The 26,547-nt window shown below is 42.2% G+C and carries 29 protein-coding genes and 1 pseudogene; 11 read left to right on the top strand and 19 right to left on the bottom strand.

Translation table 11 applies throughout. The features are described from left to right. Nucleotide 1 precedes the first annotated feature (1 nt). The 11 genes and pseudogenes from yknW to GJU40_RS21195 form a co-directional block, all read right to left on the bottom strand. The gene (yknW, locus tag GJU40_RS05510; protein WP_154306754.1) at nucleotides 2-688 is read right to left on the bottom strand and encodes a YknW family membrane protein; all 687 of its coding nucleotides are present in this window, start codon (nucleotides 686-688) and stop codon (nucleotides 2-4) included. A gap of 205 nt (nucleotides 689-893) precedes the next feature. Beyond that, a complete protein-coding gene (locus GJU40_RS05505; protein ID WP_425481199.1) occupies nucleotides 894-2,702 on the bottom strand; it encodes an ABC transporter ATP-binding protein in 1,809 nt (602 codons plus the stop codon). Beyond that, nucleotides 2,699-4,453, bottom strand: coding sequence for an ABC transporter ATP-binding protein (locus GJU40_RS05500; RefSeq protein WP_154306753.1), 1,755 nt, complete (start codon nucleotides 4,451-4,453; stop codon nucleotides 2,699-2,701). Before GJU40_RS05500 ends, GJU40_RS05505 begins: the two co-directional genes overlap by 4 nt. A 141-nt stretch (nucleotides 4,454-4,594) precedes the next feature. Continuing rightward, on the bottom strand, nucleotides 4,595-5,128 hold the full coding sequence (locus GJU40_RS05495) for a flavodoxin family protein (RefSeq protein WP_343031424.1): 534 nt from the start codon (nucleotides 5,126-5,128) through the stop codon (nucleotides 4,595-4,597). A 1-nt stretch (nucleotide 5,129) separates the two neighbouring features. Beyond that, entirely contained in the window at nucleotides 5,130-5,711 is a 582-nt protein-coding gene (locus GJU40_RS05490) for a GrpB family protein (protein WP_154306751.1), read from the bottom strand. Between the two features lie 53 nt (nucleotides 5,712-5,764). Continuing rightward, the gene (locus GJU40_RS05485; RefSeq protein WP_154306750.1) at nucleotides 5,765-7,240 is read right to left on the bottom strand and encodes a glycoside hydrolase family 32 protein; all 1,476 of its coding nucleotides are present in this window, start codon (nucleotides 7,238-7,240) and stop codon (nucleotides 5,765-5,767) included. 22 nt (nucleotides 7,241-7,262) lie between these two features. Continuing rightward, nucleotides 7,263-7,898, bottom strand: a complete 636-nt coding sequence (gene modB / locus GJU40_RS05480; RefSeq protein WP_343031415.1) for a molybdate ABC transporter permease subunit — start codon at nucleotides 7,896-7,898, stop codon at nucleotides 7,263-7,265. Beyond that, nucleotides 7,891-8,667 (bottom strand): molybdate ABC transporter substrate-binding protein, encoded by a 777-nt coding sequence (modA, locus tag GJU40_RS05475; RefSeq protein ID WP_154306748.1) that lies wholly within the window; start codon nucleotides 8,665-8,667, stop codon nucleotides 7,891-7,893. Before modA ends, modB begins: the two co-directional genes overlap by 8 nt. Further along, entirely contained in the window at nucleotides 8,664-8,897 is a 234-nt protein-coding gene (gene moaD, locus GJU40_RS05470; RefSeq protein WP_154306747.1) for a molybdopterin converting factor subunit 1, read from the bottom strand. The genes modA and moaD overlap by 4 nt, the downstream gene beginning before the upstream one ends. Then, nucleotides 8,890-9,414, bottom strand: coding sequence for a molybdenum cofactor biosynthesis protein MoaE (locus GJU40_RS21490; protein ID WP_484502501.1), 525 nt, complete (start codon nucleotides 9,412-9,414; stop codon nucleotides 8,890-8,892). The genes moaD and GJU40_RS21490 overlap by 8 nt, the downstream gene beginning before the upstream one ends. Next, nucleotides 9,394-10,611 (bottom strand): annotated as a pseudogene (locus tag GJU40_RS21195) (molybdopterin molybdotransferase MoeA); the annotation flags it as partial. The pseudogene GJU40_RS21195 and the gene GJU40_RS21490, both read right to left, overlap by 21 nt. A gap of 296 nt (nucleotides 10,612-10,907) precedes the next feature. Between GJU40_RS21195 and GJU40_RS05455 the strand changes: the two are divergent. The 3 genes from GJU40_RS05455 (at nucleotide 10,908) to GJU40_RS05445 (ending at nucleotide 14,138) form a co-directional block, all read left to right on the top strand. Continuing rightward, a complete protein-coding gene (locus GJU40_RS05455) occupies nucleotides 10,908-12,263 on the top strand; it encodes a M28 family metallopeptidase (RefSeq protein ID WP_154306746.1) in 1,356 nt (451 codons plus the stop codon). Nucleotides 12,264-12,695: 432 nt separating this feature from the next. Beyond that, complete coding sequence (locus GJU40_RS05450; RefSeq protein WP_343031414.1) at nucleotides 12,696-13,322, top strand: LysE family transporter; 627 nt, start codon at nucleotides 12,696-12,698, stop codon at nucleotides 13,320-13,322. 63 nt (nucleotides 13,323-13,385) lie between these two features. Further along, on the top strand, nucleotides 13,386-14,138 hold the full coding sequence (locus tag GJU40_RS05445; protein ID WP_154306745.1) for a YqcI/YcgG family protein: 753 nt from the start codon (nucleotides 13,386-13,388) through the stop codon (nucleotides 14,136-14,138). Here GJU40_RS05445 and GJU40_RS05440 read toward each other — a convergent pair. Both GJU40_RS05440 and GJU40_RS05435 read right to left on the bottom strand, forming a co-directional pair. Then, nucleotides 14,135-15,499 (bottom strand): amino acid permease, encoded by a 1,365-nt coding sequence (locus tag GJU40_RS05440; protein ID WP_154306744.1) that lies wholly within the window; start codon nucleotides 15,497-15,499, stop codon nucleotides 14,135-14,137. The two genes, GJU40_RS05445 and GJU40_RS05440, sit on opposite strands and share 4 nt — an antisense overlap. Nucleotides 15,500-15,766: 267 nt before the next feature. Further along, nucleotides 15,767-16,954 (bottom strand): two-component system sensor histidine kinase NtrB, encoded by a 1,188-nt coding sequence (locus GJU40_RS05435; RefSeq protein WP_154306743.1) that lies wholly within the window; start codon nucleotides 16,952-16,954, stop codon nucleotides 15,767-15,769. Nucleotides 16,955-17,113: 159 nt separating this feature from the next. On the opposite strand from GJU40_RS05435, the gene GJU40_RS05430 reads away from it, so the two are divergent. Continuing rightward, a complete protein-coding gene (locus GJU40_RS05430; protein WP_154306845.1) occupies nucleotides 17,114-18,172 on the top strand; it encodes a DUF3900 domain-containing protein in 1,059 nt (352 codons plus the stop codon). A gap of 81 nt (nucleotides 18,173-18,253) precedes the next feature. On the opposite strand, the gene GJU40_RS05425 is transcribed toward GJU40_RS05430, so the two are convergent. From GJU40_RS05425 to GJU40_RS05415, 3 genes are all read right to left on the bottom strand, one after another. After that, a complete protein-coding gene (locus GJU40_RS05425) occupies nucleotides 18,254-18,400 on the bottom strand; it encodes a hypothetical protein (protein ID WP_154306742.1) in 147 nt (48 codons plus the stop codon). Nucleotides 18,401-19,169: 769 nt separating this feature from the next. After that, nucleotides 19,170-19,352: a hypothetical protein gene (locus tag GJU40_RS05420; protein ID WP_154306741.1), complete on the bottom strand. Its 183-nt coding sequence runs from the start codon at nucleotides 19,350-19,352 to the stop codon at nucleotides 19,170-19,172. A gap of 48 nt (nucleotides 19,353-19,400) precedes the next feature. Beyond that, complete coding sequence (locus GJU40_RS05415; RefSeq protein ID WP_170289337.1) at nucleotides 19,401-20,189, bottom strand: type II toxin-antitoxin system SpoIISA family toxin; 789 nt, start codon at nucleotides 20,187-20,189, stop codon at nucleotides 19,401-19,403. A 169-nt stretch (nucleotides 20,190-20,358) separates the two neighbouring features. On the opposite strand from GJU40_RS05415, the gene GJU40_RS05410 reads away from it, so the two are divergent. The 5 genes from GJU40_RS05410 to chbG are packed head-to-tail and all read left to right on the top strand — an operon-like array spanning nucleotide 20,359 to nucleotide 24,414. After that, a complete protein-coding gene (locus GJU40_RS05410) occupies nucleotides 20,359-20,673 on the top strand; it encodes a PTS sugar transporter subunit IIB (RefSeq protein ID WP_343031413.1) in 315 nt (104 codons plus the stop codon). 5 nt (nucleotides 20,674-20,678) lie between these two features. Next, nucleotides 20,679-21,998, top strand: coding sequence for a PTS cellobiose transporter subunit IIC (celB, locus tag GJU40_RS05405; protein ID WP_154306739.1), 1,320 nt, complete (start codon nucleotides 20,679-20,681; stop codon nucleotides 21,996-21,998). Between the two features lie 9 nt (nucleotides 21,999-22,007). Further along, nucleotides 22,008-22,340: a PTS sugar transporter subunit IIA gene (locus tag GJU40_RS05400; RefSeq protein ID WP_154306738.1), complete on the top strand. Its 333-nt coding sequence runs from the start codon at nucleotides 22,008-22,010 to the stop codon at nucleotides 22,338-22,340. Further along, nucleotides 22,340-23,671 (top strand): 6-phospho-beta-glucosidase, encoded by a 1,332-nt coding sequence (locus GJU40_RS05395; RefSeq protein WP_154306737.1) that lies wholly within the window; start codon nucleotides 22,340-22,342, stop codon nucleotides 23,669-23,671. Before GJU40_RS05400 ends, GJU40_RS05395 begins: the two co-directional genes overlap by 1 nt. A gap of 38 nt (nucleotides 23,672-23,709) precedes the next feature. Then, nucleotides 23,710-24,414 (top strand): chitin disaccharide deacetylase, encoded by a 705-nt coding sequence (gene chbG, locus GJU40_RS05390; RefSeq protein ID WP_154306736.1) that lies wholly within the window; start codon nucleotides 23,710-23,712, stop codon nucleotides 24,412-24,414. A gap of 44 nt (nucleotides 24,415-24,458) precedes the next feature. On the opposite strand, the gene GJU40_RS05385 is transcribed toward chbG, so the two are convergent. Beyond that, complete coding sequence (locus GJU40_RS05385; RefSeq protein WP_154306735.1) at nucleotides 24,459-24,959, bottom strand: metallophosphoesterase family protein; 501 nt, start codon at nucleotides 24,957-24,959, stop codon at nucleotides 24,459-24,461. A gap of 100 nt (nucleotides 24,960-25,059) precedes the next feature. Between GJU40_RS05385 and GJU40_RS05380 the strand changes: the two genes are divergently transcribed. Next, entirely contained in the window at nucleotides 25,060-25,350 is a 291-nt protein-coding gene (locus tag GJU40_RS05380; RefSeq protein WP_154306734.1) for a DUF6509 family protein, read from the top strand. Nucleotides 25,351-25,461: 111 nt separating this feature from the next. Here GJU40_RS05380 and GJU40_RS05375 read toward each other — a convergent pair whose 3' ends face one another. Further along, a complete protein-coding gene (locus GJU40_RS05375; protein WP_154306733.1) occupies nucleotides 25,462-25,860 on the bottom strand; it encodes a cytosolic protein in 399 nt (132 codons plus the stop codon). A 135-nt stretch (nucleotides 25,861-25,995) separates the two neighbouring features. Between GJU40_RS05375 and GJU40_RS05370 the strand changes: the two genes are divergently transcribed. After that, nucleotides 25,996-26,175 (top strand): H-type small acid-soluble spore protein, encoded by a 180-nt coding sequence (locus tag GJU40_RS05370; protein WP_154306732.1) that lies wholly within the window; start codon nucleotides 25,996-25,998, stop codon nucleotides 26,173-26,175. A 91-nt stretch (nucleotides 26,176-26,266) separates the two neighbouring features. Here the strand turns inward: GJU40_RS05370 and GJU40_RS05365 are convergent, their stop codons facing one another. Beyond that, a complete protein-coding gene (locus GJU40_RS05365) occupies nucleotides 26,267-26,467 on the bottom strand; it encodes a cold-shock protein (protein WP_154306731.1) in 201 nt (66 codons plus the stop codon). Between the last annotated feature and the right edge of the window lie 80 nt (nucleotides 26,468-26,547).

Here is a 26,547-nt window from a genome sequence, read left to right as displayed (position 1 = left end):
ATTATAATGCTCCTTCAAATGCTCCACCTGCTGCTGCTAAAATCAGTCCGCCGATAAATAAGATAATCGCGATAACCCAAGATGCTGTTTTTGACAGTCCTGCCACTTTTTGAAGACCCAGTGCAGACAGGACAGTTACCCAGATGCTGAATACCTCTATTCCACTAAGAATACCCCCTAAAGCTCCCTCAGCTCCCACAAGGCTTTGCAGACTTGTCAAGTATACTTCCGGGTCCAGGTTAAGCGCAGCTGCAAGTAAGGTATTCAACACGCCTCCCAGCGTACTGATGAATGAGAGAAAAATACTGAGAGAGAAAATCTGCTTGAAGCTAACGTCAGATCCTGCAATCTTAGTGACTGCAAAATAAATAGCTGCCGAAATTAAAATGACGAGAGGGACAATAATTATTCCTCCGATAACTCCCGTTAGCTGGGTAATTAATTGAAATGCTGCAGCTTCTTCTCCTTCAGCAGGTAGTCCCTGTTCTGTAAGGACTGCCGAATAATCGGTGCTGCTAACCACCAAAAAGGCTATCAAAGTACCCAGGATCACCACAATCAAAAGCGGCACAAGCACAATTGGCTTCATTCTGATTCTGTCGAATTGTTCACCCGGGCTGAAAATCATCCCAAGCAGTGAAGGCTTTCTCACCTGTTCTGTTTCAGTTGTAACTGTCTGTTGTTCCATTTTTAACTCCCCCAATTTTAGTTTGCACTTTTACATACGCTCTCTTGTAAAAAAAGTTTCATAAAATAGAAAAATATTGTATTTTACATTTCTTATTATCTAACAAAAAATTGGGAAAAACCATAAAAATTTGAGAGATTAACAGAGTTTTTGTCGCTTTCTAGACAAAAAGCAGGATGTATTTAGTACATCCTGCGATCTATTGTTATTCTGAAGTTACAAATTGGGCCGTCACCAGCCCATGATAAATTCCTGCTGTTTTCATAAGTTCTTCATGATTTCCCTCTTCCATAAGAAATCCGTTTTCCAAAACAAAAATCTTATCTGCTTCTCTTATGGTTGAAAGCCGGTGGGCAATCATGATTGATGTTCTCCCTTGCAGCAGCCTCCTGAGCGCATGCTGTATTTTCAGCTCCGTTTCAGTGTCTATGCTTGCGGTTGCTTCATCCAGGATGAGGATACGGGGATCTGCCAGGAGTGCTCGTGCAAATGACAGCAGCTGCCGTTCGCCGACTGAGAGAACATTTCCCCGCTCCTCTACCTGAGTATCATATTTGTCGGGAAGCTTGCAGATAAAATCATCAGCACCAATCGCAATAGCGGCAGCTTTCACATCTTCATCACTGGCATCCGGCTTGCCGAATCTGATATTTTCCATGATACTTCCCGAGAAAATAAATGTATCCTGCAGCACAACGCTGATTCTGCTGCGTATACTGTTGATTTTAATGTCTCTGATATCCCTGCCGTCTATTTTAATGCTTCCTTCATCAGCATCATAAAATCTGCCTACAAGGTTTGCAATGGTTGTTTTGCCTGAGCCTGTATGGCCTACCAGAGCAACAGTCTGCCCTGCCCATATTTTTAGGGAAACATTGTTAAGCGCAGGTCTGTCTGCACTGTATGAAAAGGAGACTTCTTTAAACTCAATATCCCCCTTTATATCTTCCAGCCTGCGGGCATTTCTTCTTTCTGCCACAAGCGGCTTTTCATCAAGGAACTCAAAAATTCTTTCAGATGATGCCATACCCATCAATAATTGATTATAGACCTGGCCAAGTCTAGAAATGGGTTCCCAGAACATTCCCAGGTAAAAAGCAAAAGATACAAAAACACCTATTGTAATCGCATCTGTGCTGATTAAATGTGTTCCATACCACAGCAATATAACAGTGCCCGCTGCATTCGTCATTTCAACAAGCGGTCTGAATAATGCATTTTTCTGAGTAGCCTCTCTCCAGCTTTGCAGGTTTTCTTTGTTGATGCCTTTAAAAAAAGTATTATTTTCTTTTTCCTGTGTAAAAGCTTGAGTCACTCGAATTCCTTGAATGCTTTCATTTAAATGGGAGTTCAGCTTAGATTGCTTTACTCTTACTTCCTGCCAGGACCTCCGTATACTTTTCCGCAGGCTTGTAGAGATAAAAAACATGATCGGCAGAATCAGCATAATCGCCGCCGTCAGTTCCGGGCTAAGAGTAAACAAAATTACACATACCCCAGCCAAAAGAAGAATATCCATGAGCAAATTAATCACGCCGCTTGTAAACAGCTCTTGTAAGGAGTTCACGTCATTCATGATTCTGACCAGGATGGAGCCTGCAGAGCGCTGGTCAAAAAAACGATGTGACAAGGACTGTACGTGGGTAAACAGATGGCGTCTGATATCAAATATCACATGCTGTCCAAGCTTATTCATCCAGCGTATTCTATAAACGTTGGCGATATAAGAAATTAAATACAGCCCAGCAATCACTCCTGCCAGCATAGTGAGAAGACGCATATCCTTGTTTTGAATGGCATGATCTAATGTGTACACACCGATAAATATTGGAATCAGCAGTCTGACTGCAGTAGTAAGAATCACCGTGAAAAAGGCTAAAGGAAGCAGACTGTTGGAATAAGGTACTAAGTATTTCAGCAGCCTGCCCATTTGTTTCCAGTTAAAAGGTTTATCAATGACAGATTCAGTAGAATACTGAAATCGTTCCAAAATGAATTTTTTATGCTTCATCATAGCACCTGCCCTGCTGCATTTTTCTGCATAACATGGTCTTTGTACTGAAGATCATATATTCGTTTGTAAGCACCCTTTTTTCTTAGAAGCTCATCATGTGTGCCTCGTTCAGCCACTCTGCCATCTTTAATGAAGAGAATCTGATCAGCATGCTTTAAGGAAGAGATACGGTGTGCAACAATAAACGTCGTTGAGTTATTCAGCATATGTCGAAAGCCTTCTTGTATGTTCATTTCTGTTTTCATGTCAACTGCACTTGTAGCATCATCCAAAATCAGTATAGAAGGATTGATGCAAATGGAACGGGCAATTGCAATTCGTTGTTTTTGACCTCCTGACAGCCCCATTCCTCTTTCACCGAGCAAGGTATCATACCCATCCGGAAGCTTCATAATAAAATCATGTGCCTTGGCAATTTTTGCAGCTGATATGATGTCTTCCATGGGAGCTTCTGGTCTGCCATAGGCTATATTTGCTTTAATACTTGAGGAAAACAAAAAAGATTCCTGCAGAACAACTCCGATGCTGGAGCGTAAAGTATGTAAGGAATATTCCTTAATATCTTTCCCATCTATCATTATCGTTCCGGCTGACGGTTCGTAAAAACGACTCAATAGCTGAGTTATAGAGGTCTTCCCTGAGCCTGTTGCACCGATTAAGCCTATAGTTTGGCCTGAGACTGCCTCAAAACTAATATCATGTAAAGCTTCCTCATTCCCTTCACTATAAGACAGGGACACATGACGGAATGCAACATGCCCTTTTATGAGTTTTTCCTGGCATTTTACGTCGGATATTTCTTCATCTGCTTCCAGTACTTCCAGCAGTCTTTCCCCCGACGCTTTTGATTGAGAAAACAAGTTGATGACAAATCCCAGATTCATAATCGGCCAGAGAATATACCAAACCAGGCTGAAAAAAGCAACAAGCTCGCCAGGCCTTAAATTTCCTTGAATCACTAAATACCCGCCATAAAAAAGCAATGCGATGACTGTCAGGTTCCCGATAAATTCCATCAAGGGAAAGTAGGTGCTCCATACATTCGCGGTCTGCATATTTTTTTCTTTATAGTCTTCATTTGAATCTGAAAATCTGGAAGTCTGGAAATCTTCTCTGGATAGTGATTTAACTGTTTGAATTCCGCTGATGTTTTCCTGAACTTTCGTGTTCAGCTCTCCAAACGATTTTCGTATTCCCCTGAAGGCAGGATGAACGCGCTTATCAAACCTGTAGACTGCAGCTGCCAAGAATGGCAGGGCTGCAACAGTTATCAATGTAAGTGGCGCTGAATAGTAAAACATCACAACCAGGCTGATGCCGATTAAAAGGAAAAATCTCAGCAGCTCGGCAAAACCAAAAGATAAAAAGAATCGAAAACCTTCAACATCAGCTGTGAGTCTTGACATTAGATCTCCGGTTTTTGCATTGTCATAATATTTAAAAGAAAGAATTTGCAGCTTTTCATACAATTTATTTCTTAAGTGAAACACAGTCCTGATTCCAAACATATCCCCTAAATATTGATGACCGTAAGTGGCTGCTCCTTTCAGCAGCATAATAAGAAAAAAGCCTCCTGCAATCCACGGAATAAACTCATACCGACCGGAAATCATCACTTCATCGATTGTTTGCTGAAGAATGATGGGATACATGACAGTCATGCACGTTAACAGCAGCAAGAAAAACAGTGATAGAAAAAAATCTCTTCTGAACGGATAATAGAATACTTTTAACTTCCTGAAAGTTTCCAAAGCTATTTTCCCCCTTTAGCTTTTCCATCTTTAACACTATGACTTCTTTAAAGGAAAATTGACCAAAGTTTTTAAGAAATTTCGGAAAACAGAGGCATGAAAAAGGACCCCCGGCTATTCCGGAGGTCCTTTAACAAACAATTAAGGTGAAAAAAGCGAACGTAACAGCTTCGCCTCGGTTATGGCACGATCATCATTCAGTATATCGCCGGGCTGATTAGCTTTCCCAATTACATAGCCTTCAAATGATATAGAAACAAAATCAAAAATATATTGAAATTGCTGAACAAGCGGCAATGCTTTCACCCTTGGGTTATCGCCGCCTGTTATCAGCACAAATGCCCGCTTCCCTTTCAGGTTTTCCTTGAGTGAATAATTGCTGCTTCTCATAGCCTGAGACCACCTGTCAAAGAAGTCTTTCATACTGCCTGACATTCCATACCAGTAAAGCGGCGTAACAAATATAAACGTGTCATGCTCCATAAATTCCCTTATCAGCTCATCATAGTCATCATGTTGGTCTTGAAAGCCTGAGCTGTCGTGTCGCAGGTCGGTTATTGGAAATACAGTCAGGTTTCTTAAATATTTTGCTGTGTGAGGTACATTCTCTAATACAATTGAAGCAAGCTGTTCTGAATTTCCATTCTCCCGAGAGCTTCCATAAAGAACAAAAATTTTATCCATATTCTTTTCCCCTTCCTGCTTTCACAAGAACACCTTCTATAAAGCTTGATTTGGCTGCAGCATACTCATTTCCATGCCTCCAGTCTCTGGCTGACAACTCAACTTTCAGCTGCTCATAAGCAGCGCGGTCTTCAGGATGCATTCTGAGATAATTCCTGAATAGGAGGTGATTCTTCCACCAGCCTGAGTTATAACGTACCACATGCAGATGGCATAAACGGTGCTTATGTGGTATTGCAAAAGCATTGCTCTCCGTCATGATCTCCGGGTATAAGCTCCGGAATTTCTTCCTTGGCAGAATAAAGAAGCGGCGAAAAGGCAGTTCATTGTTATAAAGTTCCATATAAGAGAAACCATGAGGCATCAGCAATTTCGGAATAAGGTTCAAATGCTGTTCCTCTGCTGTTCCTGCCATAATATCTATAATAGGTTTTGCTTTCAGTCCAGGCACCGATGTGCTGCCTATATGCTCAATAGCAGGCAGCAAGGGCTCTGTGAGGCTCTCAATCTCTTGTTTGAGCAGTTGAAAATGTGCTGGCCATTCTTTGCTGCTTTCTTGCAATTTCACTTTCATTTCTTCACTTTCCTTTTCATACTTTTTGTGCAGGGTCTATTATTCATCTATACTCACCAAATATCCTTTAACCTCCAGAGAGACAGATGGCTGAACATAGCCTTTCCGTTTTCAGCAAAAACAATTGTTCCATCACTTTCCGCATCGGGATAAATCCGTGAAGTAAGTGTATGTTCTCCCTCGTTAATGAAAACTTCAATTGACGATCTATCAAGAAATATCCTTAGTTTGAGAGTTTGCCTGTTATCCAGGTAGACCACTCTCTTCCCTCCAGGTCCTTCTCCCGACTGACTGCGGTCCAGTGACAGTGCACCATTACTGCTGGAATAAGAGAGGATGGTCTTTTGTTTCCCTGATGCACGAAACTCAAAGCCCACTTCACTAAATGAAGAAGCTGACAAATTCAATTCTGCTTCTATCTCCATCAACAGTCCGCTTGCAAGCTTTTCTGCTTTCTCCACCCACAAATGCTTTCGCTGAAGTATTCTTTCTTCTCTTAGTGCAGTCAGCTCTTCAACTGGATTCATCAGCAGGGTGCCCTTCTCGTTGAGTGACAGCTCTCTAGGCAATGTAAGTGCTCCTGCCCATCCATCTTTTTTTGTAGGCATCTCAGACTCCCACATATCCATCCAGGCAATCAGAATTCTTCTCCCTTTGCTGTCTTCAAACGTTTGTGCTGCATATAAGTCGTGGCCGCTATCCAGTTCTTTGAATGATTCCTGAGTATAATTCAAGGTTTCATAATCAAAATCACCGATGTAGAATCCGGTTTGCTTGAGATTTACGAATTGATTTCCTTCTTGTTGAATTCCTTCAGGAGAAAGAAGAAGAATGTGCTTGTCTTTCAAAGGAAAGAAGTCAGGGCATTCCCACATGTATCCGAGATTTCCCCCTGAATTTGCAGCAAGAACTCCCAGGTAGTCCCAGTCTATAAGATTCTTAGAGGAATACAGCAAAGCATTTCCTTTTTCCTCTTTTTTGCTTCCAAGCACCATGTACCATTTTTCTTTATACTTCCAGACTTTTGGGTCTCTAAAGTGGCTGCAGCCGTCCTTTGGCACTTCGGAGAGTACTGGGTTGCTTTGATACTTTTTAAATGTAACAGCATCGCTGCTTTCTGCCAGACATTGTACCTGTTTCAACTCACTGTGATCGCTTTGCAGCCACTGATTACCTGTGTAGATGAGTTTGAGCATGTCTTGATCCACCACAGCACTTCCAGAAAAGCAGCCGTCCTTATCATAAGCTTCAAAAGGGGCGAGCGCGATTGGAAGGTGTTCCCAATGGACAAGATCGCTGCTTTTCACATGCCCCCAATACATAGGGCCCCAATTGGGATCAAAAGGATGGAATTGATAAAAAACATGGTATTCTCCTTTAAATTGTACAAGGCCGTTCGGATCGTTTATCCAGCCTGCCGGTGCAGAAATATGATAAGCTTGTCTCCACTGTGTTCCTTGAATGTCCTTGGCCCTTTCATTCACAAAGTATTGTGCTTTTTTCAGCTTTTCCTGGTAGTCTTGATTCATTAGGCTCCCTCTCTTTACTTAGTTAACTTTTTTCCAGCATTCTTACAATTAAAAATAACAGAAAAGAAACTAGAATCAGGGTGGATGCCCATAGAGCAGCCATCCCGGTGTTTCCTGTCTCCATTGCTGTATACACTGCTGTTGCAACGGTTTGGGTTTTTCCAGGAATATTGCCTGCTACCATAAGGGTTGCCCCGAATTCTCCCATTGCCCTTAAAAAACTAAGAACCAGACCGGCTGTCAGCGCTTTTGCAGCAAGAGGAAGAAGAATTCTCGAAAACACTTGAAGTTCCCTTGCACCATCTATTCTTGCAGCTTCCTGCACATCTTCACTCACGGCAGAAAAACCTGTTTTAGCTGCCATATACATTAAAGGAAATGCCACTACGACTGAAGCGCACACAGCGGCTTCCTTTGTAAACAGAACATGAAGCCCGAAATTTTTTCCTTTACCCAATAGGATCAGCAGCAAAAATCCTACTACAGTAGGAGGCAGGAACAAGGGCAGCATGAAAGCTGTTTCGGCTAATAGCTTTCCCTTGAATGATGTTTTGTGCATAGCAGCTGCAGCCGCAATGCCTGTACACCCTGCAATGACAGCCGCAGCTAATGAGATTTGGAGAGTTAGCAATACCGGCGCCCAAAAATCATTAGTCACCTTCTGTACACTCCCCTTGAAAGCCATGTTTGCAAAAGATTTTCTTAGCTTCTTCCGTGCCAAGAAATGCCAGAAAATCTTTTGCTGCTAATTTATCCTTTGAAATCTCCATTAACCCGGCTGCATACACAATTGGGGAGTGTGAGTTCGAGGGCGCATCTTCGGCTATTGTAACTCTGTTAGAGGAAAGAGCATCCGTTCGATAAACGATCCCGGCGTCTACCTGTCCCTCTTCCACATATAAAAGTGCCTGTCTGGCATCTTTTGCCCAAAGAATCTTATCTCCTGCTGTTTCGCTGATGCCAAAATGAGCGAGTACTTGTACTGCATATCTTCCTGCCGGGGCTGTGTCAGGAGAAGCGGCCGCCACTCTACCGGCTGCTTCATCTGCAAGATCTTCAAAAGAATGAATATTGCTGCTGTTTTTAGGCACTGCCAGAACAAGCGAATTTGATACCAGCTTTCTGATATTCCTGCAGTCTGCCTTATGACTCCTTACCAAGTCCATTAAATCACTTTCTGCTGCAGGTATAAAAATGTCAACAGGAGCACCTTGTTCAATTTGAAATTTTAAACTTCCAGATCCGCCAAAATGATAAGTTAAGCTATATTGCTGATACTTCTCCTTAAAAGCTTCTCCTATCTCTTGGAGAGGCTGAGACAAGCTGACTGCAGCAGAAACAAGAATCTCATCCTCCCCATCAGCACCCCTGCAGCTGCATAGAAAAAAAACCAGAATAACATGAAGGATGATTACTGTATGCCTCATCCCCCGCTGACCGGCGGCAAAAACGCCAGTGTTTGACCTGACTGGACAATATCATCTTCTCCTGCAAATTCTTCATCTATGGCAGCCATGCAGGCATCCAGCTGTTTTATTTGATAGTATTCAACGAGCAGCTGCTTAACCTCTTTTACCGTGATACTCTCTTCATTCAGAATGATTTCCTGCGTGTCTGCAAATTCCTGAAGCTCAGCGAATAATAAAATTTTAACCATGATTGCCTCCCGGAGGTTCTCCTTCTGGATAGGATACCTGTTCCTGCTGATCACCGATCCATGACTCACCGTTTTCCCAGTACTCCTTTTTCCATATCGGAACCAGCTCTTTTATTTTTTCTATTGCATAGGCATTAGCTTCATAAGCTTCTTTTCTATGAGGTGTGGACACAGCAATTACAACAGCGATGTCGCTGATCTGCAGGATGCCGGTTCTGTGAGAAATTGCTGCCCTGGCTCCCGGCCACCTTTCGCTGATATCCCTGCCGATGTCTTGCAGCAGCTTTTCTGCCATAGATTGATAGGCTTCATATTGAAGGTACAGTGTTTTCTTTCCGTTTGTCAGCTCTCTGACTGTACCGATAAATGTCGTGATGGCTCCTGCATTTCTTGACATGACCTTGCTCACTGTTTCCTCAACAGAAATGGGTTGGTCGGTAACCTCATATTGTTTAATAGGAGCTGCTGCTTTTTCATTATTTTCCGCCATCTTTCCGAGCAGAACAGCAGTTACCAATGTACCTTGCAGATGCTTCTCCCTTCCTCCTGGAAGTTCTATTAAACAGTCAGCATCAGTAAGGGAGGTGACTGCATGAGACCCTTCCATTCCGGCAGGTTCAACAAAAACAGTACCATTTTGATAAACCAGTCTGCCCCTTATGTATCGTGTAAAAGAATTGCTTTCAAAACTTTTCCCCATTAAACGCGCTGAAATTCTTTTTAAATATATGTCTGAAGCATGCTGGCGCTTCATCAACAGAGGCCGAACAAAAAACTCAAATCCGATATAACATGCAGCAGGATTTCCAGAAAGCCCATACAGCAGTTTGCCATTCAGTACTGCTGCGGTGGTCACGCTGCCCGGCCTCATTGAGATTTTATTAAATAGAACTTCCGCCCCAAGCTGATGATAAATTTCCGGAAGATAGTCAAAATCCCCGACAGAAACACCTCCAGTTGTAATAACGATGTCTGCTTTTTGCAATGCTTTTTTTATTGCATCTACACTGAGGGAAACATTATCTTCCAATATACCGAGATAGAGAGGGATTCCCCCCGCTTCCAGGATTTGAGCTTCAATCATGCTTGCATTGCTGTTGCGAATTTTACCCGGCTGCATTTTCTCATGGACTTCTGTTAGCTCACTCCCTGTTGCAGCAAAGGCTACAAGCGGCTTTTTGGCCACGCGTACTACATGAAACCCAAACGTTGCCAGCAACGCTGCGCACCCTGAATTGATTTTTCTACCTTTTTGCAGCAGCAGGCTGCCCTTTTTTGTTTCTTCACCCTGCCATATAATCGCAGAGCCGGATGTTACTGGATGTTGTAATGAAAAAGATTGCCCGGAGATGACTGTATGCTCCAGCATGACTACAGCATTGGCGCCTTCCGGAATTTTGGCTCCCGTCATGATTCTAACCGCTGTCTTTTCCCCTACCACACTCGAAGAAACTGAACTTGCACCGATATGGTCAATGACTTTAAAAGTAATTGGGTTTTCAAAGGAAGCACAGGCTGTATCTTCCGCTCTAATCGCAAAACCATCATACTGCGATTTATGAAACCGCGGAATATCTTCATCAGCATGTATGTCTTCTGCAAGAAACCTGCCAAGACAATGACTTAGGGAAACCTCCTCAACTTCTCCTGTACAGCTGAAGTTCATGATTTTGCTCAGTGCATCATTTGGGGATATGGGGACTCTTGTTTTCATATTTACTCACTCCAGCTTTTGTCTTATCCCTATTGTAGCGAAACTGCAAGATGCAGAAAACAGTTTTTACATGATTTTAGCGCTTTCACTCTTCCAGCAAGAGTTGAAGAGACATCCAGTACAAATGGCACAGTCTCCCACTGGTGCTTGAGGGTCAAAACACCTCCAATTATTTGTCGTAATTTTGAGAATATTCTACCTTTTGGTAAAAGAATCCATAGATTATGATAAAGATAGAGATGCAGAAAATTACATTGTAATCTTTCAGCATACTAGATAGCCCTAAGGAGGCCTTTATGCCAGTGAAAAAAAATAAACTCTTAGTTTCTGTCTTGTCCGCTTCTCTACTATTTGGATCTGCAGGTTACACTTTCGTTTATGCAGCACCTCCTGCCGTTTCTCCGCAGGATCAAAAAGTTGTTGCCAGGGTTGATGCCGCCAGAGCAATTGAACATGTAAGATATCTTTCTGAGAATATTGGAAGCAGGCCCGGCGGACTCCAAGGAGAGAAGAAATCAGCGGAGTATATTGCAAAAACACTGAAAAGCTATGGTTATTCCGTAGAATATCAGTACTTCCCAGTAGCTGATCAGTACATAGCTCATGTAACCCTGTCGAATGGAAGTGTGTGGGAGATGGGTGCTGCACCAAACGGTAAAATCAGTTCCACCCCCGTTAAAGCGGAGGTAGTTTATTTAGAGAATACGGATCCGGAAAGCCTGAAGAACGTTCAAGGCAAAATTGTGGTGGTGCCTAGAGGAAACACAACCGCTAGTTATCAGGCTCAAGTGAAAGCTTTAGCAGAAGCAAAAGCAGCAGGAGTAATTCTGCAAAGCTTAGTGGGCAGCAGAGGAAATTATGGACAAGCCTTTAACCCATCGCTTCCAGTTAAATATGATATTCCGGTTTTTGGAGCTTCCTATATTCATGGAGAATGGCTTAAAGATGAAATTTCAGCGGGACGAAAACAAATTTCACTAACTGGACAACACTTTACCAATTTGCAGTCTGTCAATGTGATTGCTGTTAAAAAAGCAAAATCTAAGAATCCTGAGGGAAAAGAAGTCATACTTGGCGCCCATCATGACAGTGTCGTCGGTGCTCCCGGAGCAAATGATAACGCTTCAGGCGTCGGACTCATGCTGGAGCTTGCAAGAGTTTATAAAGGGTATAATACAGATAAAGATTTAAAATTTATTGCCTTTGGCTCTGAGGAAAGAGGACTTTTAGGTGCACGCTATTATGTGGATCAGCTGAATCAAAAGCAGCGCGATGCTATAGAAGCTGTATTTGTGCCTGACATGGTAGCAACAAGCTATGAAAAAGCAAAAAATTTATACGCAATGACACCTGATGGAAGCAGAAACATTGTGACAGATTCCGCAGTTGCTGCCGGAACCCGTCTCGGCAACTCTGATATCTTGCCAGGCACTTTTGGATCAAGTGATCATGTTCCTTTCCATAATGCAGGCATACCTGCTGCTCTATTCATTTGGATGGGCGTAGACAGCTGGAATCCGCTGGTCTATCACATTGAAAAGGTGTACCATACACCTCAGGATACCATTGCGGACAATGTGTCCCACGAAAGAATGCAGTCTGCACTGGACATTATCGGCTCAGGGTTATTTGATGTCGTAAGGAAAAAATAAATGGCATTACACACCAAATTATCTGGCCTGTTAGACGAAATCTATCTGATTTCGTCTTTTTATGTTTTTAGATTCTAAGGAGACACTTTATCTACTGAAGGGTTAAACGACTCTCGTGAAGAAGGCGAGACTCTTTATGAAGGACATTTCTATTGGTTTTTCACTGAGTTTTGTCCTTCATTGGCGTTATGAAGGACATTTCACCAGCTTTTTCACTGAGGTTTTGTCCTTCATCCCCCTTATGAAGGACATTTCTCCAGCTTTTCCACTGAGTTTTGTCCTTCATCAGCCTTATGAAAGACATTTCACTTAATCATCCACTGAGTTTTGTCCTTCATATCCTTAAATATTTTAAACCTCCTGTCGTACAAGCGTACTGCTCTGAATAGAATATGTACGAGCAGGTTAAGAGACGGAGCAGGAGGTAGAAATGTGAGTATTTTTATCAGTTATATCATATTGGGGCTCTCTCTGGCAGCACCTATTGGGCCGGTTAATGCTGCACAGCTTGACAGGGGGATTAAAGGAGGATTTTTGAGCTCCTGGATGGTCGGCCTTGGGGCTATGACGGCTGATGCTATTTATATGGTTTTAGTCTATATAGGCACTGTCAACTTTCTTAGTACTCCTTTTATGCAAACATTCCTATGGCTATTTGGATTTTTTGTATTAGTTTATACAGGAGTGGAAAGCATTATGGGTGCAGGAAAATTGGATGCCCGTTCCACGAAAGGGACCGAACCGCCGCTTATTTCCTTTTTATCTGGCTTTCTTATGTCCATATCTAATCCACTGACCATTTTGTTTTGGCTTGGGATCTATGGATCTGTTCTTGCAAAAACTGCATCCTCTTATGGCACGGGGGAACTTATTTTATACAGCGGTGCCATTTTCATCGGGTTGCTCCTTTGGGATGTAACCATGGCCCTGATTGCAAGTTCTTTCCGAAAGTTTCTAACCAATACCATACTGGTTGGGGTGTCTGTATTATCCGGCCTTTCCCTGATCGGGTTCGGCTTGTATTTTGGATTTCAAGCTGCGAAAGCATTGCTAAGTTAGCAAATTGACATTCACCTATTCTCCTTCCCCTAAATAGTCTGTAGTGAAAGGGGAGTTGGGAGAATGCAACTTTACAATAAAGAAGAGCTGGAACATTATTCTGCTGCTCTTGAAGAATGGAAGCTTGATGCTTATTATGCCTTTTGTGAAAAAATGGAGAACAAAAGCAGTAAATTCCCTTGCATTCCAGCTCAGCTGGGCTATGCAAAGGACCACTTTAGGTATGCTTTTATAGGAAATCCTGCTGAAGAGGGTGCTTCACGGGAACTGGGAATGGTAATGGAGGCATTTGCTGAATTAGACAGAACAGGGCAATATTCTTCGCTAGTTATTTTTTTTGACAGCAGCTCTCTTCATGATGCAAGCATATTAGATTATGAAAGGCTCTTTTGGAGGCTGCTATCCGATGCATGTTCACATGATAAAAAGGAATGGCCTTTACACCTTTCAGACAACCCGGAAGATAATTCATGGGAATTTGCTTTTCACGGGGAACCCTATTTTGTTTATTGCGGTACACCTGCACATGAAAACAGACTCAGCCGCAAAGGAAAATACCTTACCCTCGCCCTTACTCCACGCTGGGTTCTTCAGGAATTTCAGTCCTCAGGTGACAAAAGTGAAAAAATCAAGATGGCAATCAGGGAAAGGCTTCAGAAATACGATGAAGTGCTCCCTCACCCGGAATTAAAATGGTACGGCCAGGAAGATAACTTTGAATGGAAGCAGTACTTCCTTAGAGATGACGCTACTTCGCCATCAAAATGCCCGTTTCTCAGGGCACTAAATAAGGATGAAAATTCCCGCAAACACTAGGCTTGGCGGGGATTTTCCCTCTCTTCTCTTTTCCAGCGCGGCCGTAAAAATAGAACAACTGCTCCTATGACTGCCAGAAAAGCCAAACTGACAAACAGCCCTGGCCTTGATGCTTTTTCAAGAAGCGTCCCGCTGACAGCAAGCAGGATCAGGATCATGCCCGAAACCCTCTTTATATGGTCCATTAGCTTTGACTTTAAGAGCTTATGCGAAGACATCAGTATAAAAAACCAGTTATACAGCAGCATTAATCCGGCAGCCGTTGTAATGTATTCATATATGCTGTCAGGCATAACAAGCCCTAAGATAATGGATGTAAGAAGGCCTGCCGATGTTAGGGCCAGGGCAGGAAGCGGAACTTTAAGTTTTTTAAATCTTCCTTTTTTTGAAAACAGCTTCGGTGCGTCTCCATCTTTTGACAGTGTAACAAGCATGCTGGTGACTGCATACAGGGAAGCAGCCATTGTAGAGAAACCTGCAATAATTAAAGCAGCATTAAATACATGCGGCACAAATGCGAGATGATAGCTGTCCAATGCATGAACAAAAGGACTTTCTTTCGTTGTGAATTTATCCCATGACAGCATAATGACTGCTAAAGCAAGAGAAGAAATGTAAAGCGCAGCAAGTACCAGCAGCATAATTTTTCCTGACTTTGGCGCGTCTTCTTTATTTTCAAGCCGCATGGACATAATGCCCATGATCTCTATTCCTCCATATGCATAAAAGGCGTAAATTAGCGCAGCCCATAATCCCATCGCTCCCCTCGGGAAAAATTCACCAACCGTGCGGGGCACATTGGTTTCTTTTACCCCTCCGTCAAGCACTCCCCCAAGAGCAAGTCCTGCGATAATTAAAAACATCACGATAGCCGCTATTTTTACAATTGCAAAAATGTTTTCCATGCGTTCAAAGGTCTTTGTTCCGCTTAAAACAATGATGATACCCAGTACAGCAAATATTGAAGCGAAAATCCATAATGGTACGTGAGGAAACCAGAAACGTGAAAATAAAGACAGTGCTGTCAGCTGGCTGCCCATAATCAGCATTTCGGACGACCAGTAAACCCATCCAGAACTAAACCCCGCCCAGTGGCCGTATGCTTTCTTAGCATAGGTTCTGAAAGATCCCTTTTGAGGGTCATCCGCACTCATTTTTGCGAGCATTTCAAAAACTACATAAGTACCGTAAGCTGCCAGCAGAAAGACTAACAAAACGGAAGGTCCTGTAGCCTTGATTGCTATAGCAGAACCGAGAAAGAAACCTGTTCCTGTTATGCAGCCTACTCCGATAATGGACAATTGCCACCATTTCAGCTTTTTTTCCTGTTTATCCTCTTGGTTGACACAGCTGGCTTTCATCTTTTCCCTCCTCATATCTTTCCATATTTTGAGGTTTGGGAGAATGAATTATGTATGTTTACGGCAAATTGAAAAAAGTTCCAGAATTTTTCTGTCTAAAAACATAACCAGGGTTGGGCTGTGAAGCAGTTACACAAATAAAAAAGAACATTTACCATTTAGGAGACTTTCAGGGGCTTTATTTCGATAGTAATCGAGCTCCGGACAAGGGGTGTGCTGCCGGAGCTCGTAAAATGCGTACGGTTCCTAACTTGGAAGAGATATCTGCTAAGGCTTTTTTACATAGGGCAGCTCAATCAGGAAAGTTGTTCCCTTCTCACTGCTGGCAACTGACATGCTTCCCTTATGATTCTCAATAATTTTTCTTGAAATGGAGAGGCCAAGCCCAGTCCCTTCATCCTTTGTTGAGTAAAAGGGATCGAATATGTATTGCAGTTCACTTGCTGGTATTCCCTTTCCATTATCAGAAAAAGAAATGCTGATATTGTCTCCTTTTATTTCTATGGAGATTCTTGTCTGCAGCGGTTTATTTTCTGCAGCTTGTACTGAATTTCTGTAAAGATTGATGAAAACCTGTAAAAGCTCGTCTTTGTCCCCAAGAATGCGGCTGTTTAGAAGTTGGGGATCTATACTATAAAAAATAGATGCATTGTGAAGAAGTGCTTCACTGGACAGAAAGTTTGCGAGATAATCTGTGAAAAATGAATGAGCTTCTATCTCTTCTATATGTGTTTGCGAGGGTTTGGCAATACGTAAAAAATCACTGATAATCTTATTTGCCCTGTCTATTTCAGGTATCAAAAGTGTATTCAGCAGATTGGCTGTCTCAGAGTCGAGCCTTCCCTGTAATAGCTGCAAATAACCTCTTACGGTTGTCAAAGGATTGCGTATCTCATGAGCAATTCCGGCAGCAATTCTCCCTGCCATAGCCTGCTTTTCCGCTTGCTTAACTTCATTCAGAAATAGGAAGAGCCCAATTGCCCGTTCAAGGTTTCCCTCGCTGTCGACTATAATGTGAGTACTCATGATGCCATAGTTTTTGTCGAGCACTTCCCTGTTTGTAATTGTTTTATTCGTTTTCAGCGTTTCAAGAAGCAGTATTTTGTCATCCTCAAGCTTTAACAGTTCTCTGATATGCTTGCCGATCATATCCTCAGCGCAGACACGCAGATCACTTGCCGCTTTGCTGTTACAAAGCGTAATGATGCCAGCTCCATTAACAAACACAATGTGATGAGGTATTAAATCAGCGATAGGCTTTAACTGCTTTTCTATAAACTCCATAGAAACCCGAAAGTTTTCCAATTGAGCTGAGCTGTCCACATCAAGATTTTCTTTCTTTCGGAAGGAAAGTCCCGATTGTTGATCTGTATAAGTAAATGAAACAGGGAGACTGTTTATTATTCTTTTGTAAAGTTCCAGCTCCTGTTTGAGTTGTTCTAATTCTTCACTCATATCATTACCTCTTGTTCTCCAGACATATATTCTCCGTTCACTATAAGATAAAAAAACCAGTTTGACAATGCTCGGCCTCAATTGCTCTCTGAGAAAATTGACGGAAACACTCCCGTCTCATATACTGAGGAAAGCAAACAAAAAGAACAGGTGATTACAATGGATTTTGAAATAAACTGTCTATCATTTTATGTAGTAACAATAGAAGGAAAAGGCGAGAGCGCCGACAAGCGATATAAACATTTCCAAACTTTATCGAGTCAAGAATATGAACAAAGCTCTCTGAAACAATTTCTGGACGGGGAGCTTGAGAAAATTGCAAAACGAAAAGTAGACAGGCATCCAAAAACGGATTCTGTCCCGACTAAAATCGGGTTTTTTATTGCAGAGGAAGGGCACGGATTGGATTCTAATCCTAACTATAACCTTTTATCACGAATACGAAACGCTGAGGATTCACAATCCTTTCAAAAACAAACAGAACAGCTGATAAGGGCATATGTGGATACAAGCGCAGTAAGAGGAGGAGCTTTTCTTGTCGCACAAGCGAAGCTTCGTAAATACTTTGACGACCCCTTTTTATTTATTATGAAGTGTGACTTTGAACCAAAGGTAGCATCTATAGCTGATGAGGCCACGCTGATCCGGCATGTAGAAATGGCCATTACAACCAAGAACATGAAATCCATCCAATTTCCTTATATGCCTGAAGAGGGATTGGTGGAAGAAGGCGAATTGAAAATACACCAAGCATCTCACGCACGCTATTTTGAAGATTTTTTGAAATTTGTGGAGTATGAACAAAGCATGCCGCAGATCATGAAATCTCAGGTGATGAATATGGTGCAGGAGCATGTATTGGAAGCCTTTGAGGAAAACAGCCAGGAGCGGCAGCAATTTCAGCAGGATCTGGAGATCTGGGAAGCAAGTGAAAAACGCGAGATTCAGGAGCGTCTGTCAACCCAGGAGGTTGTGGAAGCTGCTGCGCAAATTGTCGAACACACACCGGATGCGGAGCTGAAAATGAAGCTTGGCCAAACGCAGATTAAAGGCCTGCTTTCCGATTTTGGAGAAAGCGTTCATCTCGGCAAAATCAACGGCAGGTATGTTCTCATGATTGAAGGGGACTCCATTCAGTTTGAAAAAGGTGTCTCCCCTATCGAATTTCACCGTCCTGATGAACTTGAGAAGCTTGTCGAGAAGATTGGGAACAAATAAAAAAGGTACGCAGAAGGCTGATCAGCCTTCTGTTTATTTATGCAGCCACCCAAGGATCATGCAGCGAATGTATGATTCCTGTCATCCGAACATGCCTTTAAAACTTTTTACCAGCTTGAGTGCCTGCTGATTGACTGCTGACATTTTTGTCGGGCCGCTGAATTTTGTTACTTTTTTCTGAAGAACCTTTTTGGGCTTTTTAGGTTTTTTCTCGTCAGATTGATCCATGATGTCCACCCTCTGCCTTTTACTGTTGTTAACAACGTATACAGAATCATGGCAAAATATACTTAAATCATATAGAAAACACCTTCTGACTACAGGCCCCCTCAGCTACAGCATTCATTTGATCCCATTCATAATAACCAGCAAAAGAAACATCCAAGTCACAATAAATTAAGCGTATGAATTCCGGTTATATCCAGAATAGGCCGATTTTTAAAGAAGGTAAGGGAATGAATTCCGCTTATGCTGCTGAAAATACTCCATTACAAGGTTTTTTAGGTGCATAGCCGGAAATCCTCCGTGTATTTCAGTCTAATTTCATTGTTTTTTCTCTATAGGCGGAGTTGCTCCGTTTATATATGTACAGCGGCTTTCACATGGCACCTCCCCACCCAATCAAAAAGAACTATCTTATTCTTGTAAAGTACAATGCATGTAACTAAGTATTTTAACAATCTTACTGACTGACTAGCTGTAACACTTATTTTAAGCTGCTGTAGTCGCATAGGCGGAATGTCTCCGGCTATTACTTGCTTACTTTTATGCAATTTATTAATAAGCGAAAATGTTCCGTCCTTGTATTAAAGGAGACGCGCGCATATCCCGCGCCATGTTCTCTTTATCATAAGAGATTTTCAGAAGCTCTTCATCATACTGCTGATCTTTCTTCCCTTACGCAAAAAGACAGCGAAGGCAGCTGCTTCATTGTGATATTTAACAAAATATCACAACAAGTTACAGAAAAAGAAAGCAGGAACCTTTGAGGTCCCTGCTACTGATTATTGATAAATTGCAAAACTTTTTTATTCAGCTCGTTTACATTATGGGTCAGTTTGCTGGTGGATTTTTCGGATAACTTAGTTGTTCTTTGAGGACGGGGCATGCTGCTTGTCCTTGCTGATGTACGGACTATACTTTGTTCTCCATCCTTTTTAGCTGCTGACGGGTTTGGCATAACAACCCCTCCTTTAGAATCTTATTATCTATTATTATAGCAGAGATTTTATACGAAGGAATAATAGAGATAGATTAAGTTTGTAATATGAACAGCGTCAACTTCAAGCAGTGTTCCCTTTTCATTTTTCAGCACGACGAAGATGCTCCTCTGTTCCATATATACGGGAACAATCATGCTGTCTTCCTTAATGAGCGAGATGATTTCTGACTGAGAAAGTGAAGCGGCATAAGCATCCAGTTCAGAACCATAGGTAAATGAATTTAAAGTTTCTATCCGGCTGAGTGCGCTGTATACTGCTTCAGTGAACTCATATTCTTCACTTGCCGGATCTGCCTCCAGTTCCCATAACTGAAAAGAAAAACCGTATGTGCTGCTGTATTTAGACAAATAGTTCTGCAGCTGCTGTTTTTCTTCTTCTTCTGACTCAGGCGGCAGCACATTGTCAAAATAATTCCCCGCATTCTGAATCATTTCGGACATTGTTCCGACCCTTCTCATAGTACCCTCATGGATTTTTTCATTCTTATTAATGACATTTTCCACATAATCGCTGTATTGAAACTCTGCATTCCATATTTTCATAATGCTTGGTGTTAATAGTACTGCAATATCAAGAAAAACGACGATGCCTGCCAACGTCAGCAAAAGCACCCAGTCACCCGGAATGAGCTCATCAAGTAAAAAGCCAGCAGAAACACATCCAAAGAACAGGGTATATAAAGCTTTTCTCAGTGAACGCAGCGAAAGGTTATACTTAGCTGGTGCAGCAAGAAAGAATACCAGATTTGCAATACAAAAAGATAACAGCACTACTGCGAAGAGTTTGATAATCAAGATTCCCCTCCTCTTTCCCTTTCTATACTTACTTATTCTACTATTAACAAAACTAGAATCATATTCCAATTTAGAGATTTTTTTTTTGCATGTCCAAACCAAACATATCTCCATGTACTGCTCCATAAATATATAACTGTAAGCGAATACACATGAAAGGGGTTTTTTGGTGAATATTTTATTATGCTGCGCAGCCGGCATGTCAACGAGTCTGTTAGTGGCGAAAATGGAAGAAAGCGCTAAAGAACAAGGCCTGAACTGCAGTATTAGGGCTGTCGGAGCAAGTGAGGTTGACAAACATATGGAAGAAGCAGATGTTCTGCTGCTTGGCCCTCAGGTCCGCTATCTTCTTTCAAACCTTAAAAAAGCTGGAGAGCAGTATGGAATACCAGTGGACAGTATCAACATGGTGCACTACGGCACATGCAATGGAAAGGAAGTCTTGAGCTTTGCCTGCAAGTTAATTTCATCTAACAAGGGGTGACACCTATGAGCGGGTTCAGACATTTTTTTGAGGAGAAATTTATGGCTGCTGCTGCCAGAGTTGCGGCACAGCGCCATTTACAAGCTCTACGTGACGGCATCATATTGACTATGCCTCTTATTATTATTGGCTCAGTCTTTTTAATTCTCGCTTTTCTTCCTATACCGGGCTATGAGGAATTTATGGCAGGTACGTTCGGTGAACAGTGGCTGACAAAGCTGCTCTATCCTGTTGGAGCTACTTTTGACATTATGGCACTGATTGCTGCCTTCGGGATTGCTTACAGGCTCGCACAGTCGTATAAAGTGGACGCTCTAACAGCAGGAGCTGTTTCAGTGGCTGCATTTCTTTTAGCAACTCCATTTAATGTTTCTTATCTGCCGGAAGGTGCCTCTCAAGCTGTAGTTGTCGGCGGTGTCATTCCTTCTGCGCTCATGGGAAGCAAAGGTTTGTTTGTAAGCATGATACTGGCAATTCTTTCTACTGAGCTATTCAGGGTCATTATTCAAAAAAACCTGGTCATCAAGATGCCTGCAGGTGTTCCCCCAAATGTATCTCGTTCCTTCACAGCTCTCATTCCCGGATTTATTATTCTGACAGCTGTTTGGCTGCTACGCCTGTTTATTGAAACTACCTCTTTTGAGAGCCTTCATAATGTCGTCGGAGAGTTGCTGGGCAAACCGCTCGGTGTTTTAGGTGGAAGCCTGATTGGAAGCCTCGTTGCCGTTATCCTTATTCAGCTTCTCTGGTCATCCGGTCTCCACGGAGCAAGCATTGTCGGAGGGGTCATGGGCCCGATTTGGCTGACTTCCATGGACCAAAACCGCCTGGCATATCAGGCAGGAGAACCTGTATCTAACATTTTCACACAGCAATTTTTTGATATTTTTGTATATGTCGGGGGATCTGGTGCAACACTTTCGCTGGTATTCTGCATGCTGTTTCTTGCAAAAAGCCAGCAAATGAAACAGCTTGGCCGTCTCTCGGTAGGCCCCGGGTTATTTAATATCAACGAACCTGTCACTTTCGGAATGCCTATCGTGATGAATCCCCTGCTGATCATTCCATTTATTCTTACACCGGTCGTCATCACAATTGTCACCTATTCTAGCATGGCAGCGGGCTTTGTTGCAAAGCCGGCTGGAATAGCCGTTCCCTGGACGATGCCTCCTTTATTTGGAGGCTATCTTTCCACGGGAGGAAAACTTTCAGGTCTAGTGATGCAATTGGTGAATATGATCATTGCTTTTAGCATCTATTATCCTTTCTTCTGTTTATGGGATCGTCAAAAATATGCCGAGGAAACTTCTTCTTCTGCAAAATAAGGAGTCAGTATGAACAAAGAAGATCTGTATCAGCTCTCTTTCCATTTAATCGCACATAGCGGAAATGCCAGAAGCCTTGCAATGGAAGCCATTCAAAATGCTAAGGCCGGAGAATTCAAGAGTTCGGAAGATAAGCTTATCGAGGCTGATGAGGAATTTGCAAAAGCTCATAAATATCAAACAGAACTAATTCATAAGGAAGCTGGCGGAGCAGACTTTCACATACCTATTATCTTGATTCATGCACAGGATCATTTAATGACTGCACAGGCAGTCAAGGATCTGGCAAAGGAAATCATAGAACTCTACAGCGGCTCAAAGAAACCGGAGGAACATAAATAATGACCAAACAAGGTTTGAAAATCGCTACAATCGGCGGCGGTTCATCTTATACACCCGAATTGATTGAAGGCTTTATCAAGCGTTATGAGGAGCTTCCTGTAAGGGAGCTCTGGCTTGTTGATATTCCGGAGGGCAAAGAAAAACTCGAAATTGTAGGTGCGCTTGCAAAAAGGATGGTGAAAAAAGCAGGTCTGCCCATCCAGATATTCCTCACTATGGACCGGCGCCAGGCTTTGAGAGATGCTGACTTTGTGACAACACAATTTCGTGTAGGACTGCTGGAAGCACGAGCTAAGGATGAGAGAATTCCTTTAAAATATGGCGTTCTCGGACAGGAAACCAATGGCCCTGGGGGCTTATTTAAAGGACTGCGCACGATACCGGTGATCCTTGACATCTGTTCAGAGATGGAACAGATGTGTCCGAATGCCTGGCTGATTAATTTTACAAATCCTGCTGGAATGGTAACCGAGGCAGTTCTGCGCTACAGTTCAATTAAAAAGGTGGTCGGTCTTTGCAATGTGCCGATTGGCATGGAAATGGGTGTCAGCAAGCTTCTTGACGTCGATCACTCCCGGGTGTCTATCTCCTTTGCAGGTTTGAACCATATGGTTTACGGGCTGGATGTATTTGTTGACGGCATCAGTGTGAAAGAAAAATTAATTGAGATGATTACCGGCGCTGACTCTTCTCCAAGCGTCCAAAATATAGTGGCACTAGGATGGGAACCTCAGTTTTTAAAAGCATTAAACGTCCTTCCATGCCCTTATCATCAGTATTATTACAAAACGCGCGATATGGTTGAAAAAGAAATAAAAAATGCGGAAACAGTCGGAACACGCGCTGAGGTTGTAAAAGAACTTGAAGCTCAATTATTTGAACTATACAGGGATCCAGAGCTGATGATAAAGCCTCCGCAGCTCGAAAAACGCGGCGGCGCCTATTACAGTGATGCCGCAGTCAGGCTGATCTCTTCTATTTATAATGACAAACGGGACATACAGCCTGTTAATACGGTAAATAACGGTGCGATTAGCAGCCTTCCTGCTGATTCAGCTGTAGAAATTAGTGCTGTTATTACAAAAGACGGACCAAAACCGATTGCAGTCGGAGATCTTCCCATTGCAGTTAGAGGGCTTGTTCAGCAAATTAAGTCATTTGAAAGAGTGGCTGCAGAGGCTGCAGTAACCGGAGACTATCAAACTGCCCTGCTTGCAATGACAATTAACCCTCTTGTTGCTTCTGACAGAATCGGCAAGCAAATATTGGATGAAATGCTGATTGCACACAGAAATGATCTGCCTCAATTTTATCCTTCATCTTTACGATAAATGCTGGAAGAAAGCTTTTTTTATTCAGGAGGTTATCCATGATTACATTGCTGGTGAACGCTGATGATTTCGGCTACAGCCGGGCTGTCAATTACGGAATCATCGACAGCCATACAAATGGTATAGTCAATTCTGCGACAATGATGATGAATATGCCCGGAACCTCGCATGCCATCTCGCTCGCAAAGCAGTTTCCATCACTAAGAATAGGTATTCATCTCGTGCTGACATGCGGAAGGCCATTACTGCATAAAAACACAAGTTTAACAGATACAGAAGGGGAATTTAACTCCCTTCAGCAGCTCCTTGAGAAACAAGCTTTGAATGTCGAGGAAGTGTATACGGAATGGAAAGCTCAGATTGACAAGGCCTTTTCATGCGGAATTCTGCCAACACATCTGGACAGCCATCATCACGTACACGGACTCATTGAACTTGACCCGGTTGTCAAGGAGCTGTCTGAAAAATATGATCTTCCGTTTAGATGCACGAGGGAATATTCCGAAGGCGTAAAATCTACTACAGACTATTTTTTTCATGATTTTTACGCAGAGGGTGTCAGCGAAGCATATTTTAAAAGTCTGGCAGAAAGAGTACCTGCGGGAAGCAGTGTAGAAATCATGTGCCATCCCGGCTATCTTGATCATCATGTTCTAACAGGTTCTTCTTACACGATAGACAGAGTCAAGGAAGTGGATGTACTGACTAAAGTGGTGCTTCCTGAAGACATTCTACTCATATAGCAAAGAGAATACAAAAGCGTGCAGATTGCTGTACGCTTTTGTTTTCAGGGCTGCTTGCTGTCAAACATAATGAGGCGCGCAGATAAGGCTGGATGAAACTCAAGCACGCCGAACGAATACTGATTCTGCCTTCTTTTATCAGTTGGAGAGCCAGGGTTAAAGAGCAGAGTTTTATTCACCATCTTGTTTACAGGTATATGGGAGTGACCAAAAATAATACAGTCTAAATCCTCTCCTTCAAAAGAATTCAGCACCCTCTCCTCAGTTGTACGCCCTTTTCCATGGCCATGTACAATTCCGATCCTGTACCCCTCACACTCTATAATCTTTTTATCCCCAAGAGCTTCGGCAACCTCAGACGAATCAACATTGCCGGCCACACCCGCTATCTTTGCGTATTTCTGCAGCTCTCTTACTACCTCCATTGTTTGAAAATCACCCGCATGTATGATTAGATCTGCTGTATGAAGATGCTCCCTGAGAATAGCAGGAAATTGTTTAGCCATTCTTGGCATATGTGTATCTGATAATACGACGACTCTCATACAATCACTCCTTTTTAGGTTGTGCAGCTCTCTAGTTGGGGTATAATAGAGAATGCTGCAGGTAAAAAAAATCAGCTGAAAAAGATTGCGAGGTAATGTGATGAACATTATAAATCATGAAGCAGAGAAATTGGAAGACCCTTTCAACATATTAAGCGGGACACGCTACGAGTTTTACCTGGAATTGGACATTCCTGAGGATGATGAATTGTTTCAGGAAAATGGATTATATGTAAAGCTAATTCTTGTTATTGAAGAAGATTCAGAAAAAATCACTCAATATCAGCTTTATGAAAAAAACACAAACAAGTATGTCGACTTTGAACTGGATGAAGAGGAATTAACAGAGCTTCTTACATATTGCAAAAAACAGCTATCAAAACCAGAATGAGAAAAGAGCAGGAAGTGTCTCCCTGCTCTTTTTTGTATCTGCTTATCAGATAAGAATGTTTCTTATGCCGTTTTCCGTCTAAACCAAACTTCAGCAGTGATAGAATTGTTGTCAGACCTCTATTTCCTGCCCGTCTTCCACAATATGAAACAGCAAATGAGCTAAATGATGAAGGGGTCCGTACTCTTCCTCTTCTCCCTCGTTAACTGAATCGTTAAATTCCAGATCATTCAGGAATAAAGCTGCAAACTGATAAAAGTCTTTCAATTCAAAGGAATAGCAAGCGCTTGGATCTTCAGAATCTTCCTCGTAATGCAGAATGAGATAATGCTCTTTTCCATTTGCATCTTCTGAATCAAAAAAGACAAAAAACCCGACATTGGTATCCAGCTCAAATAAATGCCTTGTTCCGCCTTCAGTAACCTGGTGAAACTCTTCCTCTATCAGCTTTTGAATGGTCATTGAATCTGCTTGATCTTCTTTGTGAAATTGTACTGTAAAAGATTTCATCAAGATCACTCCTTCTTCTGTTACTCTTGTTTATATTTCCTTAAGAAGGATAAAAAAAACCTCTCTTTTCTGCATGAGTATAAAACTTCCAGAGAATGCAAAAACTATTTTTAAAAGCTCCTAAGGAGGATTACCATGAATGTTAGAAGAGCGAGTGAGATTTCAGAGATGGGAGATATGATTCCTGTTACGTTTAACGGAGAAAGAGTCTACATTCAGCATGTGGATGAAGCAGCCGGCACTGCGCGGATTTATCCGCTGAACAATCCTCAGCAGGAAACAGACGTGCCTGTAGATCAGCTGCAAGAGCAGTAGTTCTCTGTGTCATGCAGGCTTAGCACTGCTTCATTCTGTTCAAAGTGTGGTAAATAAAAAAAGCTGCCCGCTGGCAGCTTTATGTTGATTATTAAAGTTTTACTACGTTATCAGCTTGAGCTCCGCGTTGACCTTCAACTACGTTGAACTGTACACGCTGGCCTTCTTCTAATGATTTAAACCCTTCGCCTTGAATAGCGCTGAAGTGTACGAATACATCGTCTCCACCTTCAACTTCGATAAAGCCGAAACCTTTTTCAGCGTTGAACCATTTTACTGTACCTGTTTCCATTAACAAGCACCTCCAATTATTATTGTAATATGTTACTACATATTTACTTCGGTAAATAACATTCACATATTATCAAGAAC

Origin of the sequence: Metabacillus lacus, assembly GCF_009674805.1 — a bacterium.
Taxonomy (GTDB): Bacteria; Bacillota; Bacilli; order Bacillales; family Bacillaceae; genus Metabacillus_C; species Metabacillus_C lacus.
Note: the sequence above shows the minus strand (reverse complement) of the source record. Positions and strands in the feature narration are given on the sequence as shown.